Raw genomic sequence first — 14,494 nt, 5'->3', positions numbered from 1 at the left:
GCGGTGGAGGGGCGCCGCTCGGGGCTCGGGGGCGTGGGGCGCTGGCTGCTGGCGCTGGTGACGCTGTCGGGCGTGGCGTACTCGGTGAGCTTCCTCGCCGGGGAGCGGTGGCCCACCTACCGCACGCTCAACGCGCTCACGGGCGTGTGGGCCGTGTTCTTCGCCGCGTCGCTGGTGAACCTGGGCACCCTCTGGCCCAGGCATGGCCCGCGCATGGCCACGGGCCTGCTCACCGCGTTCGTGGCCTTCAGCGCCCTGCTCGCGCACGAGCAGTCCCTGGAGCTGTTCGCCCTGCCCCAGGGCCGGGAGCTGGCGGTGATGGCGCAGGGCGCGAGCCTCGTCGTCCCGGACAGGAAGCCGCGCGTCTTCGTCCTCACCGCGAAGCAGTCGGACTCCACCGCGCCGTTCCACTATCTGGACGAGTTCGGCTCCGTCTCCGTGGACGCGGAGTGGGTGGCCAAGGAGATGCTCAAGGCCCTGGTGAAGGAGCGCTTCCCCCGCGAGCGCGACGTGAGCGGCCTCTACCGCTTCGCCGCCGGCCCCGTCGCCCCGGAGCCGCGCAACTACGACATCCTCATCGACATGCGCCGCCAGCACGTGAGCGCCGTAAACCCCATTCTCCAGAAACCCCGCTAGCGCCCCGCGTCTCAGGGGAATCCCTGAGGCGTGCGCTCGGCTCCCACCCGGATTTCCGGGGAGATTCGCGCGGCCGGGAGCAACCGGCGCCGACCGGTGCAGGATCGCTCCCACCGGCGGCGTGAATCCGGGTAATGAATCGAGGAGTGAGTTCCACCGCTTCCGCTTCCGCCTGTCCCGGGGGCAGCCCCGTCCCGCGTCGCGGAAGCGGGCACGGCTTCCCCCTGGCGGCAGGAGATGCCCGCTGATGGGCGGTGAACGTCCGGTGCGGCATGACTGGGTGTACCTGGGCGCCAACTGGGCGGAGGCCCTGCGCTCGCCCCTGGTCCCGGACGTCCTCGCGCACGTCACGGCGTGGAGGGATCAGGGCCGGCCCTTCGCCGTCGCCCGGCAGGAGCCACCGGACCAGGAGGACGACCTGCGGCTGGGGCTCACCCTGCCCGACCGCCGCCACCTGTCACTGCACGGGGCCCTGTCCGCCGTGGAGCGCCACCTGCCGCCGCCCACGGTGCAGGAGGTGCGCGCCTCCGCCCCCGCGGCCTGGGGCCCTGCCCTGGATGACGTCATCGCCCTGGGCACCGCGCTGGATTTGACGGTGGGCGTGTTCGGTTCGCTGGCCTGGCAGCACCGCTCTGGCGTGCCCTTCGTGCGGCCGCTGTCGGACGTGGACCTGCTGTTCGCCCCCGCGCGCTGGTCGGACGTGGAGCGGCTGCTGTTCGGCCTGGAAGCGGTGTCCCGGCGCCACTCGGTGGTGCGCCTGGACGGCGAGGTGCTGCTGCCCGACGGCGGCGCCGTGTCCTGGCGTGAGCTGGCGCTGGAGCCCGAGCGCATCTGGGTCACCGGCCCCCGCGGCGCCAGGCCCCGCACGCTCCGCGAACTGCGCGCCCTCTTCCCCTCCGAGTCCTGAAACTCGCGGAGGAAGCACGCGCCGCGTGAATAGGCGCGCCCGCCGCCACGTCACGCAAGCCGCCATCACAACCCGTTTCCGCCGCCCATTTCGAATGACTCGCGGGGCGCTTCGCACTCCGCGCGACACACGGGCGCGTCACCTCCCTGGACAAACCCGGAAGAACGTGAAGGCCGAGGCCGCGTTGCGTCTTTCATCAACAAGAACCCGGGGTTGTAACGGACACAGGGCAGGCGACAGGGCGGGCTCCCGGCGTCTGGCCCGCTCGGGTCGGCCGCCCAATTGTCACCCTGTGAATGGTTTGGTAAAGGTTGTCTTTGGGGGCGATTGGGGCCTCTCCGTCACGATGGTGGGATTCTCCGTACAGCGCTGGGCCGCCTGGGCCCCCGGGCTCGTCCATCCTGCTTCCTGGGAAACGTGGCTCGCGACCCCGCATCCGCTCCCCGCGGAAGGCACGCCCGCGCTCGCGGCGATGCCCGCGATGATGCGCCGCCGGGTGGACCGGCTGGGCCGCATCGCGTTGCAGGCTGCGTATAACGCGCACGTGGACGCGCCGGACGCGCCCGTCATCTTCGCATCGCGTTATGGCGACCTGGGCCGCTCGGTGGAGCTGCTCACGCAGCTGGCGCGCTCGGAGCCGCTGTCGCCCACCTCCTTCAGCCTGTCGGTGCACAACGCCATCGGCGCGCTCTACTCCATCGCTCGGGGGGACACGTCCGCCTACGCCGCCATCGCCGCGGGAGAAGAGACGGTGGAGGCCGCCTTCACGGAGGCGTGCGGCCTGCTGTCGGACGGCGTCCCCCGGGTGATGGTCGTCGTCTACGAAGAGCCCGTTCCCACGCCGTGGGAACACTTCTCCCGGGACGTGGCGTTTCCCCACGCATGGGCCTGCCTCCTCTCCGCCAGCACGGGCGCGGACGCCATCCACCTGGACTGCGCGGCCAGCGCCCCGAACGCGCCCGTCGCGCCGTTGGATGCAGCGGAGCTCCCGGCGGACCTGCGCGCCCTGCGCTTCCTCGTTTCCGGAGCCTCGCGGTGGGAGCACGCGACGGGCGGCCGGTGTTGGCGGTGGGCGCGCCATGCTTGAGAAGCTCGACCGGCCGTGGCGCATCTTCGCCACCGGGTTGTCCTTCGCCACCTTCGGGCTGGGGGGACTGGCGCTGCGCCTCATCTACTTTCCGCTGCTCGCGCTCTTCGTGCGCGACCCGGAGCGGCAGCAGCGGCTGGCGCGGCTCGCGGTGCACTACACGTTCCGCTTCTTCATCGGCTACATGCGCGCGCTGGGCGTGCTGCGCTACGAGTTGCAAGGCGTGGAGAAGCTGGCGCGCTCCGGGCTGCTCATCCTGGCCAACCACCCGTCGCTCATCGACGTGGTGTTCCTCATCTCACTGGTCCCCAACGCGGACTGCGTGGTGAAGGCGAGCCTGGCGAACAACCCGTTCACACGCGGCCCCATCCGGGCGACGCGCTACCTGAGCAACGACTCCGGGCCCGGGCTCGTCCAGGACTGCATCGAGTCCGTGAAGGCCGGCAACAACCTCATCATCTTCCCGGAGGGCTCGCGCACACCGCTCGACGGGAACATGCAGCTGCAGCGAGGCGCCGCCAACATCGCGGTGCGCGGCCCGTGCGACATCACGCCGGTCATCATCCGCTGCGAGCCTCGGGGCCTCACCAAGGGCATGCCCTGGTGGAAGGTGCCGGAAAAGCCCATGCACTACGTCATCCGCGTGGAGGACGACATCCACGTGTCCGCCCAGGACGCGGAAGCGGGCGAGGCGGCGAAGGCCGCGCGCCAGCTCACCACCCGGCTGCACGACCATTTCTCCAGGGGGAGCCAGGAACATGTTGGAGCTTGAGCAGGAAATAAAGCGGCTGGTCATCGACACGCTGAACCTTGAGGACCTGAAGCCGGACGACATCGATCCGGCGGCGCCGCTGTTCGTCGAAGGGCTGGGGCTGGACTCCATTGACGCCCTGGAGCTCGGCCTCGCGTTGCAGAAGTCCTATGGCGTCGTGCTGGCGAGCGACTCCAAGGAGAATCGCCGTCACTTCGCCAGTGTTCGGGCGCTCGCGGACTTCGTCAGCACCCACCGCACCCGTTCCTAAGCAGCCCCCGTCAAAACCAAAGCGAGGACTCACCCCATGACCAAGCACGAGCTGTTCGAGCGCCTGAGCGCCATCCTCCAGGAAACCTTCGACATCGAGCCGTCCCGCATCGTCCCGGAGGCGCGTCTGCACGACGACCTCGACATCGACAGCATCGACGCCATCGACCTGCTGGTGCGCCTGAAGCCGGTGACGGGCCAGCGCGTTCCGCCGGAAGTCTTCCGCTCCGTGCGGACCATCCAGGACGTGGTGGACGCGCTGTACGGTCTGCTCGGCAGCGACTCCGCCGCGGCGTGAAACGTCTGCGTCCGGTGCTGTTGGGGCTCTTGAGCCTCGCCTATCCCCCGCTCGTCTATCTGGGCCTGGGCCACTTCGAGCCCCGCTGGATGGCGCTGCCCCTGGCGGCCATGGCGGTGGTGCGCGCGGTGGCCACGCGGGAGAAGATGTGGCTCGCGGCCGCGGTGGGCGCCCTGGTGCTCGCGGGCTCCAGCATGCTGGGCAACAACGCCCTGCCCCTGAAGCTCTACCCGGTGCTGGTGAACGCGGTGCTCCTCACCGTATTCCTCACCAGCCTGGTGTATCCACCCAGCGTGATTGAGCGGCTGGCGCGGCTTCGGGAGAAGGACCTGCCCCCGTCGGGCGTGGCCTACACGCGCCGGGTGACGCAGGTGTGGTGCGGCTTCTTCGTCCTCAACGGCGCGCTCGCGCTCACCACGGCGCTCTTCGCGAGCGACGCGACCTGGGCGCTCTACAACGGCCTCATCGCCTACGGCCTCATGGGCCTGCTGTTCGCGGGCGAGTGGGTGGTGCGGCAGCGGGTGCGCGCACGGCACGCCCATGGCTGAGCCGCTCGCGCTCGAAACCCTCCTCGTCCACGGCCGTCCCGCCGGGCACCCCGTGGCCCGGAGCGAGGACGGCGTGCGGGACTTCGGTGCGTTCCGCGCGCGGGTCGCCGGCTGGCGCTCGGCCTTCGCGGCGCACGGAGGCCAGCGCTACGCCCTCTTCACCGAGGACACCTTCGAGTTCGCCGCCGCGCTCCTGGGCGCCTGGCACGCGGGGGTGTGCATCTACCTGCCCGCGGACGCGCGCCCCGCCACGCTGGACGCGCTGAAGGCCCACGTGGACGGCTTCGCGGGCCGGGCCCCCCAGGGACAGGGGCCGCTGGCGCCCGCGATGAACGAGGACGGGACCGCCGCCGCGTTCCAGGCATTGTCACCCGGGCTCGCCGCGCTGGTCGTCTACACGTCGGGCTCCAGCGGAGAACCCACCGCCATCCCCAAGCGCCTGTCGCAGCTGTCCAGCGAGGTGGCCACGCTGGGCCGGCTGTTCGACGAGGCCGTGGGGGACGTGCCGGTGCTGGCCACCGTGTCTCACCAGCACATCTACGGACTGCTGTTCCGGGTGCTGTGGCCGCTGACGTCCGGACGCCCGTTCGATGCGACTGCCCTGCCCTATCCGGAGGACATCCTGGCCGCGCTCCAGACCGGCCCCGGCCTGTTGGTGGCGAGCCCCGCGCACCTGAAGCGCTTGCCGGCCACGCTGGACTGGGCGGCCGTGCGCGGGAACCTGCGCGGGCTGTTCTCCTCTGGCGGACCGCTCACCCCCGAAGCGCTCCAGGCCTGCCGCGACCTCCTGGGCCGGGCGCCGGTGGAGGTGTACGGCAGCTCGGAGACGGGCGGCGTCGCATGGCGCCGGCGCGACACGGACGACAGCGCGTCCTGGCGCACGATGCCGGGCGTGGAGGTGCGCGCGGAAGACGACGCGCTCCGCGTCCAATCCCCCCACCTGGACCTGCCCCCGGGCGAGTGGTTCACCACGGAGGACCGCGCGCGGCCCGTGCCCGGCGGCTTCGAGCTGTTGGGGCGCCGCGACCGGCTGCTCAAGCTGGAGGAGAAGCGCGTGTCGCTCTCCGCCATGGAGCGGACGCTGGTGGCCGGGGGCCTGTTGCGCGAGGCCCGGGTGCTGCCCCTCACCGAAGGGCACCGGGTGATTCTGGCGGTGGTGGGGGTGCCGGACGCGGAAGGCTGGCGGCTCCAGGAGTCGGGGGGCAGGCGGTCCCTGAGCCAGGCGCTGCGCGAGAAGTTGGCCCCGCATTTCGAGTCCAGTGCCTTGCCGCGCCGGTTCCGGTATCTGGAGGCCATGCCGGTCAACTCCCAGGGCAAATCCACCGAGGCGGCGCTCACCGCGCTCTTCGACCCGAAGCGTCCCCCGTTCCGCGTGCTGGAGCGCTCCGACGAGCGCGTGCTGCTGGCGGTGGAGGTCCCCGCGAATTCGCCCTACTTCGAAGGGCACTTCCCGGGCTCGCCCATCCTGCCCGGCGTCGTGCAGGTGGAGTGGTCACTGCTGCTGGGCCGCGAGCACTTCGCGCTGCCGCCGGACTTCCTCCGCATCGAGACGCTGAAGTTCCAGCAGGTCATTCCACCCGGCACGCTGCTGTCGCTGGAGCTCACCTGGGCGAAGGAGTCCGGGCGGCTGGGGTTCAAGTTGACGTCGGCCGCGGGCTCGCACGCCAGCGGCCGCATCGTGTTGGGGGGAGGGGCAGGATGAAGGTCTGCGCGGTGATTCCGGTCTACAACCACGGCGAGGCCGTGGGCGCGGTGGTGAAGGCGGTGCGCAGCCACGGGCTGCCCTGCGTGCTGGTGGACGACGGCAGCGAGCCCGGCTGCGCGGCGGTGCTGGACGGCCTGGCGCGCGAGGACAGCGAGCACGTGGAGGTGGTCCGCCTGCCCCAGAACGAGGGCAAGGGCGGCGCGATGATGGCGGGCCTGCGCGCGGCCCTCTCCCGGGGCTACAGCCACGCGCTGCAAATCGACGCGGACGGCCAGCACAACGCCAACGACATCCCGCGCTTCCTGGAGCTGGCGAAGGCGCAGCCGGACATGATGGTGTGCGGCACGCCCGTCTATGACGAGTCCGTGCCCAAGGGCCGGCTGTACGGCCGCTACGCCACGCACATCTGGGTGTGGATCAACACGCTGTCGTTCGCCATCCGCGATTCCATGTGCGGCTTCCGCGTGTATCCGCTGCAGCCCACCGTGGCGCTCATCGACTCGGTGAAGATCGGCAAGCGGATGGACTTCGACGTGGAGGTGCTGGTGCGCCTGTTCTGGCGCGGCATGCGCATCCTCAACCAGCCCACCCAGGTGCGCTACCCCACCGACGGCATCTCCCACTTCGACGTGCTCTGGGACAACGTGCGCATCTCCGGCATGCACGCCCGGCTCTTCTTCGGGATGTTGGTGCGGCTGCCCGTGCTCCTCTGGAACAAGGTGGCGAAATGAAGTCCCGCCACTGGGCGGAGATGGGGGAAACCACCTTCGTGGCTGGCATCTGGATCCTCTACTGGGTCCACCGGCTGCTGGGGCGCTGGCCCTTCCGCGTCTGCCTCTACCCGGTGGTGCTGGTGAACTGGCTCCGGCGGCCGGTGCTGCAGCACTCGTCGCGCCAGTACCTGAAGCGGATGCAGACCGCGACCGGGGCCCTGGGGCGCGAGCCCCACTGGCGCGACAGTGTGCGTCACGTGCTGATGTTCGCGGAGACCATGCTGGACAAGCTGCTCGCGGTGAGCGGGCGCTACCGCTTCGAGAGCGTCCGCACCGAAGGCCGCGAGGAGCTCTACGAGGCGGCGAAGTCCGGCAAGGGCGGCATCATCGTCACCGCGCACATGGGCTGCCTGGAGCTGTGCCGCACCATGGCGGAGCGCCGGGGCGAGGTGAAGCTCAACATCCTGGTGCACACGCTGCACGCGGAGCAGTTCAACCGCCTGCTCAAGCGGCTCAACCCGGAGAACGACTTCCGGCTGATGGAGGTCACGGACATGGGCCCGGCCACCGCGGTCGCGCTGAACGAGCGCGTGGAGGCCGGAGAGTTCGTGGTCATCGCGGGCGACCGCATCCCGGTGAATTCCGCCCAGACCGTGCGCGTCGACTTCCTCGGCCACCCGGCGCCATTTCCGGTGGGCCCCTACGTACTGGCGGCGCTGCTCAAGTGTCCGCTCTACCTGCTGGGCTGCATCCATGAGGGCAAGGGCTACACCATCCACTTCGAGCGCCTCTTCGAGCGCGTCGTGCTGCCTCGGGGCAAGCGCGAGCAGGCGCTCACCGACTGCGCGCAGCACTACGCAGCCCGGGTGACGGCGCTCCTCCAGCGCGCGCCCTACGACTGGTTCAACTTCTTTCCCTTCTGGGATCAGGTGCATGTCTCCGCGAAGCCCCCCACTTTCTGACACCCCGGTCCGCTTCGACGGCGGACGGCTGACGCTCGAGGACGTGGGCGCCCTGTCGCGCCGCGAGCGCCCCGCGGAGCTGGGCACGGCCCCGGCCTTCCGCCAGCGCATCGCCAAGGGCGCCGCGTTCCTGGACCGGCTGCTGGCGGAGGACGGCGTCATCTACGGCGTCACCACCGGCTACGGCGACTCCGTCACGGTGTCCATCCCGCCCGCGCTCGTCGCGGAGCTGCCGCACCACCTCTACACGTACCACGGCATCGGCGCGGGCCGGTTCCTCACCCCGGAAGAGACGCGCGCGGTGCTGGCCACTCGGCTGGCGTCGCTGTCGCAAGGCTTCTCCGGCGTGGGCGTGCCGCTGCTCACCCAGTTGGAGCTGCTGCTCCAGCACGACGTGCTGCCCATGATTCCGGCGGAAGGCTCCGTGGGCGCGTCCGGCGACCTGACGCCCCTGTCCTACGTGGCGGCGGTGCTCTGCGGCGAGCGCGACGTGTGGCACCGGGGCGAGCGCAAGCCCGCGGCGCAAGTGCTGAAGGAGCTGGGCATCGCGCCCCTCAAGCTGCGGCCGAAGGAAGGCCTGGCCATCATGAACGGCACCGCCGTGATGACGGCCCTGGCGTGCCTGGCGTGGGAGCGGGCGGAGTACGTGTCCCGGCTCGCCACGCGGCTCACGGCGTTCAACGTGCTGGCGAGCGCCGGCAACGCGCACCATTACGACGAGACGCTCTTCGCGGCGAAGCCCCACGCGGGCCAGCAGCGCGTGGCGGCCCGGCTGCGCGCGGACCTGGTCACGGACCGGCCGCCTCGCAACGAGCAGCGGCTCCAGGACCGGTACTCGCTGCGGTGCGCGCCGCACGTCATCGGAGTGCTGGAGGACGCGCTGCCGTACTTCCGCACGCTCATCGAGAACGAGCTGAACAGCGCCAACGACAACCCGCTCATCGACCCGGACGGCGAGCGGGTGCTGCACGGCGGCCACTTCTACGGCGGCCACATCGCCTTCGCCATGGACGGGCTGAAGACCGCGGTAGCCAACGTGGCGGACCTGTTGGACCGGCAGCTGGCGCTGCTGGTGGACCCGCGCTTCAACCACGGGCTGCCCGCGAACCTCTCCGCGTCCACCGGCGCCCGCGCGGCCATCAACCACGGGCTCAAGGCGGCGCAGATCAGCGTCTCCGCGTGGACCGCGGAAGCGCTGAAGCAGACCATGCCCGCGTCCGTCTTCTCCCGCTCCACCGAGTGCCACAACCAGGACAAGGTGAGCATGGGCACCATCGCCGCGCGCGACTGCCTGCGCGTGCTGGAGCTGACGGAGCAGGTGGTCGCGGCCATGCTCATCGCGGCGCGCCAGGGCGTCACCCTGCGTCAGCGGATTGACGCGGACGCGAAGCCCGGCCCCGCGATGGCCGCGATGCACGCGGACCTGGAAGCACGCATCCCCTTGCTGGTGGAGGACCGGGCGCTGGACGGTGAGCTGCAGGGATTGATCACCGCCATCCGCCGTCGGGAGTGGAGGCTGCATGAAGCCTGACCTGAGCTGCGAGCTGGAGATCGACCCGGCGTTCCACGATCTCGACATGATGGAGATCGTCTGGCACGGCCACTACGTGAAGTACCTGGAGCTGGCGCGCGCCGTCATCCTGCGCAAGCACGACTACGACTGGCCGCAGATGCGCGAGTCCGGGTACGGCTGGCCCGTGGTGGAGATGAAGCTCAAGTACGTCTCCCCCATCTCCTACAAGCAGCGCATCATCGTGCGCGCCGAAATCACCGAGTGGGAGAACCGGCTGCGCTTCGACTACCTGCTGCGCGACGCGGACACCGGGCGCAAGGTGAACCAGGCCCACACCATCCAGGTCGCGGTGTCCTTGAAGACAGGCGAGATGGAATACGTCTGCCCGGAAGTCCTCTGGAAGAAGCTGGGAGTGTGGCCGGGATGAAGCCCTTCCTCGTGTTGATGCTGTCGCTCTTGTCCGTGAGCGCCCACGCCGCGGACCTGGTGAAGGACGTGCGCGCGCGCCTGGTGGACGCGCCGCTGGTGCGCGGCCAGTTCGAACAGAAGAAGACCGTGCAGGGCTTCAAGAAGCCGCTCGTGTCCAAGGGAGACTTCCTCCTCGCCCGCGACCAGGGAGTGCTCTGGAACACGCGCACGCCGTTCGCTTCCACGCTGACGCTCACGCGCAAGTCGCTGAGCGCGCAGCAGGCCACGGGCGGCGCGGCCTATCACCTGGACTCCACCAAGGAGCCCGCGCTGGCGGCGGTGAACGAGCTGCTCTTCGCGCTCTTGTCGGGCGACGTCGCGGCGCTCCAGAAGCGCTTCACGGTCGAGGGCGCGCTGGTCGGCGACAAGGGCTGGAAGCTGGATTTGACGCCCACGGACGCGGGGCTCGCGCGCGTCTTCAAGCACATCCACCTGGAGGGTGACGGGTACGTGCGCCAGGTGCAATTGGACGAGACGCGCGGCGACAGCAGCGTCATTTCGTTCGAGCAGCTCGCGCAGACGCCTCCTCCCGACGCCACGGAAGCGGAACGCCTTGGCAAATAAGCTGGCCATCCTGTGGGCGCTGGTGGTGCTCGCCGTGGGCATTCACCAGGTGCGGTTCTGGCGCTCCGCGAGCCTGGACACGGACGTGCTCGCGCTCCTGCCGGAGGACGAGCAGGCGCCGGAGGTGGACGCCGCCACGCGCAAGCTCGCGGACGAAGCCGGCCGGCAGCTCGTGCTGCTGGTGGGCGCCAAGGACTGGCCGTCCGCGCAGAAGGCCGCGGACGAGGCCACGCGCGTGCTCACGGAGTCCTCGGACCTGCTGGAGCCGGCGGTGGTGGACACCTCCGCGCTGGAGCAGGCGGTGGACTTCTACCGTCCCTATCGCGACCGGTTGCTCACGCCCGCGCAGCGCAAGTGGCTGGCGCACGCGACGCCGGAGGAGCTGGGCGGCACGGCGCTGATGAAGCTGTATCAACCCGCGGGCGCGCAGCTGACGGACTGGAACGCGGATCCGCTGGGCCTGTGGCAGGACTGGTGGCAGGCCCGCGCGGCGGAGACGTCCGCCCGGCCCCGCGACGGACGCATGTGGCTGTCCGGCGAGGAGCGCGAGTGGGTGCTCCTCATGTGGAAGAGCAAGGTGTCCGCCTTCGCGCTGGGAGACGGCTCGCGCGTCACCGCCACGGTGGAGCGGGCGCGCGCGAAGGTGGAGGCCTCGGTGCCCGGCGGACGGCTGGTGGCCGCGGGCGTGCCGCTGTACGCGGAGGCCGCTGCGGCGCAGGCGAGCTGGGAGATGTCCACCATCGGCTTCGGGTCGCTGGCGGCGGTGCTCCTCCTCGTCTGGCTCACCTTCCGCTCGCTGCGGCCCATCCTCCTCGTGGGCGTGTCGCTCACGCTGGGCTGCGCGGTGGCGCTCACGGTCACCGCGCTGGTGTTCGACCGGGTGCACCTGCTCACGCTCGTCTTCGGCTCCAGCCTGGTGGGCGTGGCGGAGGACTACGGCTTCCACTACTTCGCCGCGCGTCAGGGCAAGGCCCCTTCGGAGCGCGGTCCGGTGATGCGCGCGCTCCTGCCCGGCATGGTGCTCGCGCTCGTCACCAGCGTGGTGGCGTACCTGGCGCTGGGCGTGGCGCCCTTCCCGGGCCTGCGGCAGATGGCGGTGTTCTCCGCCGCCGGCCTCACCGCCGCGTTCCTCACCGTGGTGTGCTGGTTCCCCTCGCTGGACACGGGCGCCCTGCCCGTCACGTCCTTCGCGGAGCGCTTCTCCGCGTCCATCACCCGCTGGCCGCGCGTCTCGTCCACCCCCGCGTGGTGGCTGTCCGGCGCGGTCGTCACGGTGCTCGTGGCCGTGGGCATCTGGAAGCTGGAGCCCCGGGACGACCTGCGCCAGCTGCAGGGCGCACCCGCGAACCTCATCGCGGATCAGCGGGAACTGGGGCGCCTGTTGGGACTGCCCAGTCCGGCGCAGTTCTTCCTGGTGCAGGGAGACAGCGACGAACAGGTGCTCGCGCGCGAAGCCGTGCTGAAGACGAAGCTGGACTCGCTCGTCTCCGAGAAGGTGTTCGCGGGCTACCGCGCCGTGTCTGATTGGCTTCCGTCCGAAGCACAGCAGCGCGAGGACGCGGCCCTGAGCGCCCGCGCGGAGGCCCTGGCGGTCGCCGCCGTCAGCGAGTCCACGGGTGAAGCCCCTACGCGCGCCGCGTTCTCCCCGGAGCCGCTCACGCCCAAGCAATTCCTCGCCGGTCCCGCCGCGGCGGTCATCCGGCAGCAGTGGCTGGGGACGCTGGGCAAGGCGCAATACAGCGTCCTCATGCTGCGCGGCCTCAACGACCCCAAGGTGCTGCCCCGTCTGGAAGAGGTGGCCCAGGGCCTGGAGGGCGTCCGCTGGGTGGACAAGACGGCGGAGATTTCCGGCCTGCTCAGCCGCTACCGCCGCATCATGGGCGGGCTCATCGTCGCGGGTTACTTCGCGGTGTTGCTCACGTTGGTGGCTCGCTTCGGGCGCCAGGCGTGGCGCGCGTGGGTTCCCTCCGTGCTGGGCACGCTGCTGACGCTCGCCATCTTCGGGTGGGCGGGCGCGCCGCTGCAGCTCTTCACCGTGCTGGGGCTGGTGCTGCTGCTGGGCATGGGCGTGGACTACGGCATCTTCCTTCTGGAGCACCCCGGTGACGGCTCCGCGTGGCTCGCGGTGGCGCTGGCCGGCGTGAGCACGCTCCTCTCCTTCGGGCTGTTGGGTCTTTCCGCCACGCCCGCGCTGCGCTCGTTCGGCCTCGCCATGCTGCTCGGCGAGGTCACCATCTGGATCCTCACCCCTTGTTTCCGACTTCCACCCGGGAAAGACACACATTGAAAACTGAATCGGCGGACATCCTCATCATCGGCGCGGGCCCCGCGGGCTCCGTCGCGGCGGGCCTCCTTCGCAAGCAGGGCCGTGATGTCCTCGTGCTGGAGCGCGAGCAGTTCCCCCGCTTCTCCATTGGCGAGAGCCTGCTGCCGCAGAGCATGGAGTACATCCAGGAGGCCGGCTTCCTCCAGGACGTGGTGGAGGCGGGCTTCCAGTACAAGAACGGCGCCGCCTTCGAGCGCGCCGGCAAGTACACGGACTTCGACTTCCGCGAGAAGTTCAGCCCCGGCTGGGCCACCACCTACCAGGTGCAGCGCGCCCGCTTCGACCAGATTTTGGCCCAGGCCGCGGAGAAGAAGGGCGCCACCGTGCGCTTCCGCCACGAGGTGCTGACCGTGGACTTCTCCAGCGGGCAGCCGGTGGTGACGGCGCGCTCCCCTGAAGGCGAGACGTACCAGGTGAAGGCGCGCTTCCTCCTGGACGCGAGCGGCTTCGGCCGCGTGCTGCCGCGCATGTTGAACCTGGAGACGCCGTCGAACTTCCCCGTGCGCGGCGCCATCTTCACGCACGTGGTGGACAACGTTCCGCTCGGCACCTTCGACCGGAACAAGATCCGCGTCACGACGCACCCGGAGCACGTGCACGTCTGGTACTGGACCATCCCCTTCTCCGACGGCCGCTGCTCGCTGGGCGTGGTCGCGAAGAAGGAGTTCCTGGACCAGTACACCGGCACGGACACGGAGCGGCTCCAGGCCATCGTGAAGGAGGCGCCGTCGCTGCAGAACCTCCTGAAGAACGCCGTCTGGGACACGCCCGCGCGCAAGCTCACCGGCTACGCGGCCAACGTGAAGTCGCTGTGGGGCCCGGGCTTCGCGCTGCTGGGCAACGCGGGCGAGTTCCTGGACCCCGTGTTCTCCTCGGGCGTCACCATCGCCTTCAAGTCCGCGAGCCTCGCCTCCGCCTGTATCGCCCGTGAGTTCGCGGGGGAGAAGGTGGACTGGGAGAACGACTACGCGAAGCCGCTCAAGGCCGGCGTGGACACCTTCCGCACCTTCGTGGAGTCCTGGTACGAGGGCGGCTTCCAGGACATCATCTTCCACCCGAACCCGTCGGAAGACGTGCGCCGGATGATCTCCGCCATCCTCGCGGGCTACGCGTGGGACAAGAACAACCCCTACGTGGCGGACAGCAAGCGGCGCCTGACCGTCCTCGAGGCGCTGTGCGCGGCGTAGTCACCGCCCTGCTCGTCGCGGGGCTGGTGGCCTGCACCAGCACGCCCCGGCCCCGGCCCGCCGCTCCTGGCGAGCCGCTGCCGGAGCTGCGCCTGGCGCCCGCCGCCCTCGGGGCGTCCGTGAGCCTGGCGCAGCAGCTGGTCTTCGCGCACGAGCAGGACCCCGGAGGCCCCCGCTCCCTGGAGGCCCTCCTGGAGGTGGACCCGGCCCAGATGCAGCTGGCCGGGTTGGCCATGGGGCACCGCATCCTCACCCTGCGCTGGGACGGCAACCACCTGGACGAGGAGCGGGACCCCCGCCTGCCCGCCCAGTTCAACTCCGCGCTCGTCATCCGGGACGTGCAGCTCGTCTACTGGCCGGCCGACGCCGTGCGCGCCGCCCTGCCCGTGGGCTGGACGCTGGAGGACGGACCGGGACAGCGGACCCTGTCGAAGAACGGCAGGGAATGGGTGTCGGTGCGCTACGATGGCACCCCGCGCTGGGAAGGGCGCACGCAGCTCACCAACCACTCCGAGCACTACCAGCTCACCATCGAATCGCACGTCGCGGACGAGTGACA

At 70.5% G+C, this 14,494-nt stretch carries 15 protein-coding genes and 1 pseudogene; all 16 read left to right on the top strand.

What is annotated here, in order from left to right:
- A pseudogene (locus tag D7Y15_RS21785) lies at window positions 1–636 on the top strand (hypothetical protein); the annotation flags it as partial.
- Window positions 637–883: 247 nt separating this feature from the next.
- Window positions 884–1,543: a malonate decarboxylase holo-[acyl-carrier-protein] synthase gene (gene mdcG, locus D7Y15_RS21780; RefSeq protein WP_120575938.1), complete on the top strand. Its 660-nt coding sequence runs from the start codon at window positions 884–886 to the stop codon at window positions 1,541–1,543.
- A 346-nt stretch (window positions 1,544–1,889) separates the two neighbouring features.
- Window positions 1,890–2,630, top strand: a complete 741-nt coding sequence (locus D7Y15_RS21775; protein WP_211487098.1) for a beta-ketoacyl synthase chain length factor — start codon at window positions 1,890–1,892, stop codon at window positions 2,628–2,630.
- The gene (locus tag D7Y15_RS21770) at window positions 2,623–3,402 is read left to right on the top strand and encodes a 1-acyl-sn-glycerol-3-phosphate acyltransferase (RefSeq protein ID WP_121753801.1); all 780 of its coding nucleotides are present in this window, start codon (window positions 2,623–2,625) and stop codon (window positions 3,400–3,402) included. The genes D7Y15_RS21775 and D7Y15_RS21770 overlap by 8 nt, the downstream gene beginning before the upstream one ends.
- Entirely contained in the window at window positions 3,389–3,652 is a 264-nt protein-coding gene (locus D7Y15_RS21765) for a phosphopantetheine-binding protein (protein WP_014398640.1), read from the top strand. The genes D7Y15_RS21770 and D7Y15_RS21765 overlap by 14 nt, the downstream gene beginning before the upstream one ends.
- A 36-nt stretch (window positions 3,653–3,688) precedes the next feature.
- Window positions 3,689–3,949 (top strand): acyl carrier protein, encoded by a 261-nt coding sequence (locus D7Y15_RS21760; protein ID WP_120563604.1) that lies wholly within the window; start codon window positions 3,689–3,691, stop codon window positions 3,947–3,949.
- The gene (locus D7Y15_RS21755) at window positions 3,946–4,497 is read left to right on the top strand and encodes a hypothetical protein (RefSeq protein ID WP_120575940.1); all 552 of its coding nucleotides are present in this window, start codon (window positions 3,946–3,948) and stop codon (window positions 4,495–4,497) included. Before D7Y15_RS21760 ends, D7Y15_RS21755 begins: the two co-directional genes overlap by 4 nt.
- Complete coding sequence (locus D7Y15_RS21750; protein WP_121753800.1) at window positions 4,490–6,199, top strand: AMP-binding protein; 1,710 nt, start codon at window positions 4,490–4,492, stop codon at window positions 6,197–6,199. Before D7Y15_RS21755 ends, D7Y15_RS21750 begins: the two co-directional genes overlap by 8 nt.
- On the top strand, window positions 6,196–6,933 hold the full coding sequence (locus tag D7Y15_RS21745; protein ID WP_121753799.1) for a glycosyltransferase family 2 protein: 738 nt from the start codon (window positions 6,196–6,198) through the stop codon (window positions 6,931–6,933). Before D7Y15_RS21750 ends, D7Y15_RS21745 begins: the two co-directional genes overlap by 4 nt.
- A complete protein-coding gene (locus D7Y15_RS21740; RefSeq protein WP_120575943.1) occupies window positions 6,930–7,877 on the top strand; it encodes an acyltransferase in 948 nt (315 codons plus the stop codon). The genes D7Y15_RS21745 and D7Y15_RS21740 overlap by 4 nt, the downstream gene beginning before the upstream one ends.
- Window positions 7,849–9,408, top strand: coding sequence for a histidine ammonia-lyase (gene hutH, locus D7Y15_RS21735; protein WP_121753798.1), 1,560 nt, complete (start codon window positions 7,849–7,851; stop codon window positions 9,406–9,408). Before D7Y15_RS21740 ends, hutH begins: the two co-directional genes overlap by 29 nt.
- Window positions 9,398–9,817 (top strand): thioesterase family protein, encoded by a 420-nt coding sequence (locus D7Y15_RS21730; RefSeq protein ID WP_120563610.1) that lies wholly within the window; start codon window positions 9,398–9,400, stop codon window positions 9,815–9,817. The genes hutH and D7Y15_RS21730 overlap by 11 nt, the downstream gene beginning before the upstream one ends.
- On the top strand, window positions 9,814–10,422 hold the full coding sequence (locus tag D7Y15_RS21725) for an outer membrane lipoprotein carrier protein LolA (protein WP_121753797.1): 609 nt from the start codon (window positions 9,814–9,816) through the stop codon (window positions 10,420–10,422). The genes D7Y15_RS21730 and D7Y15_RS21725 overlap by 4 nt, the downstream gene beginning before the upstream one ends.
- On the top strand, window positions 10,412–12,709 hold the full coding sequence (locus D7Y15_RS21720; protein ID WP_121753796.1) for an MMPL family transporter: 2,298 nt from the start codon (window positions 10,412–10,414) through the stop codon (window positions 12,707–12,709). The genes D7Y15_RS21725 and D7Y15_RS21720 overlap by 11 nt, the downstream gene beginning before the upstream one ends.
- On the top strand, window positions 12,706–13,935 hold the full coding sequence (locus D7Y15_RS21715) for an NAD(P)/FAD-dependent oxidoreductase (RefSeq protein ID WP_121753795.1): 1,230 nt from the start codon (window positions 12,706–12,708) through the stop codon (window positions 13,933–13,935). Before D7Y15_RS21720 ends, D7Y15_RS21715 begins: the two co-directional genes overlap by 4 nt.
- A complete protein-coding gene (locus tag D7Y15_RS21710; protein ID WP_121753794.1) occupies window positions 13,923–14,492 on the top strand; it encodes a DUF3261 domain-containing protein in 570 nt (189 codons plus the stop codon). The genes D7Y15_RS21715 and D7Y15_RS21710 overlap by 13 nt, the downstream gene beginning before the upstream one ends.
- The last annotated feature ends 2 nt before the right edge of the window (window positions 14,493–14,494 follow it).

This window comes from Corallococcus sp. AB030 (genome assembly GCF_003668965.1).
Classification (GTDB): domain Bacteria; phylum Myxococcota; class Myxococcia; order Myxococcales; family Myxococcaceae; genus Corallococcus; species Corallococcus exiguus.
The sequence above is the reverse complement of the archived record's forward strand: the minus strand, read 5'-3'. Positions and strand labels throughout refer to the sequence as shown.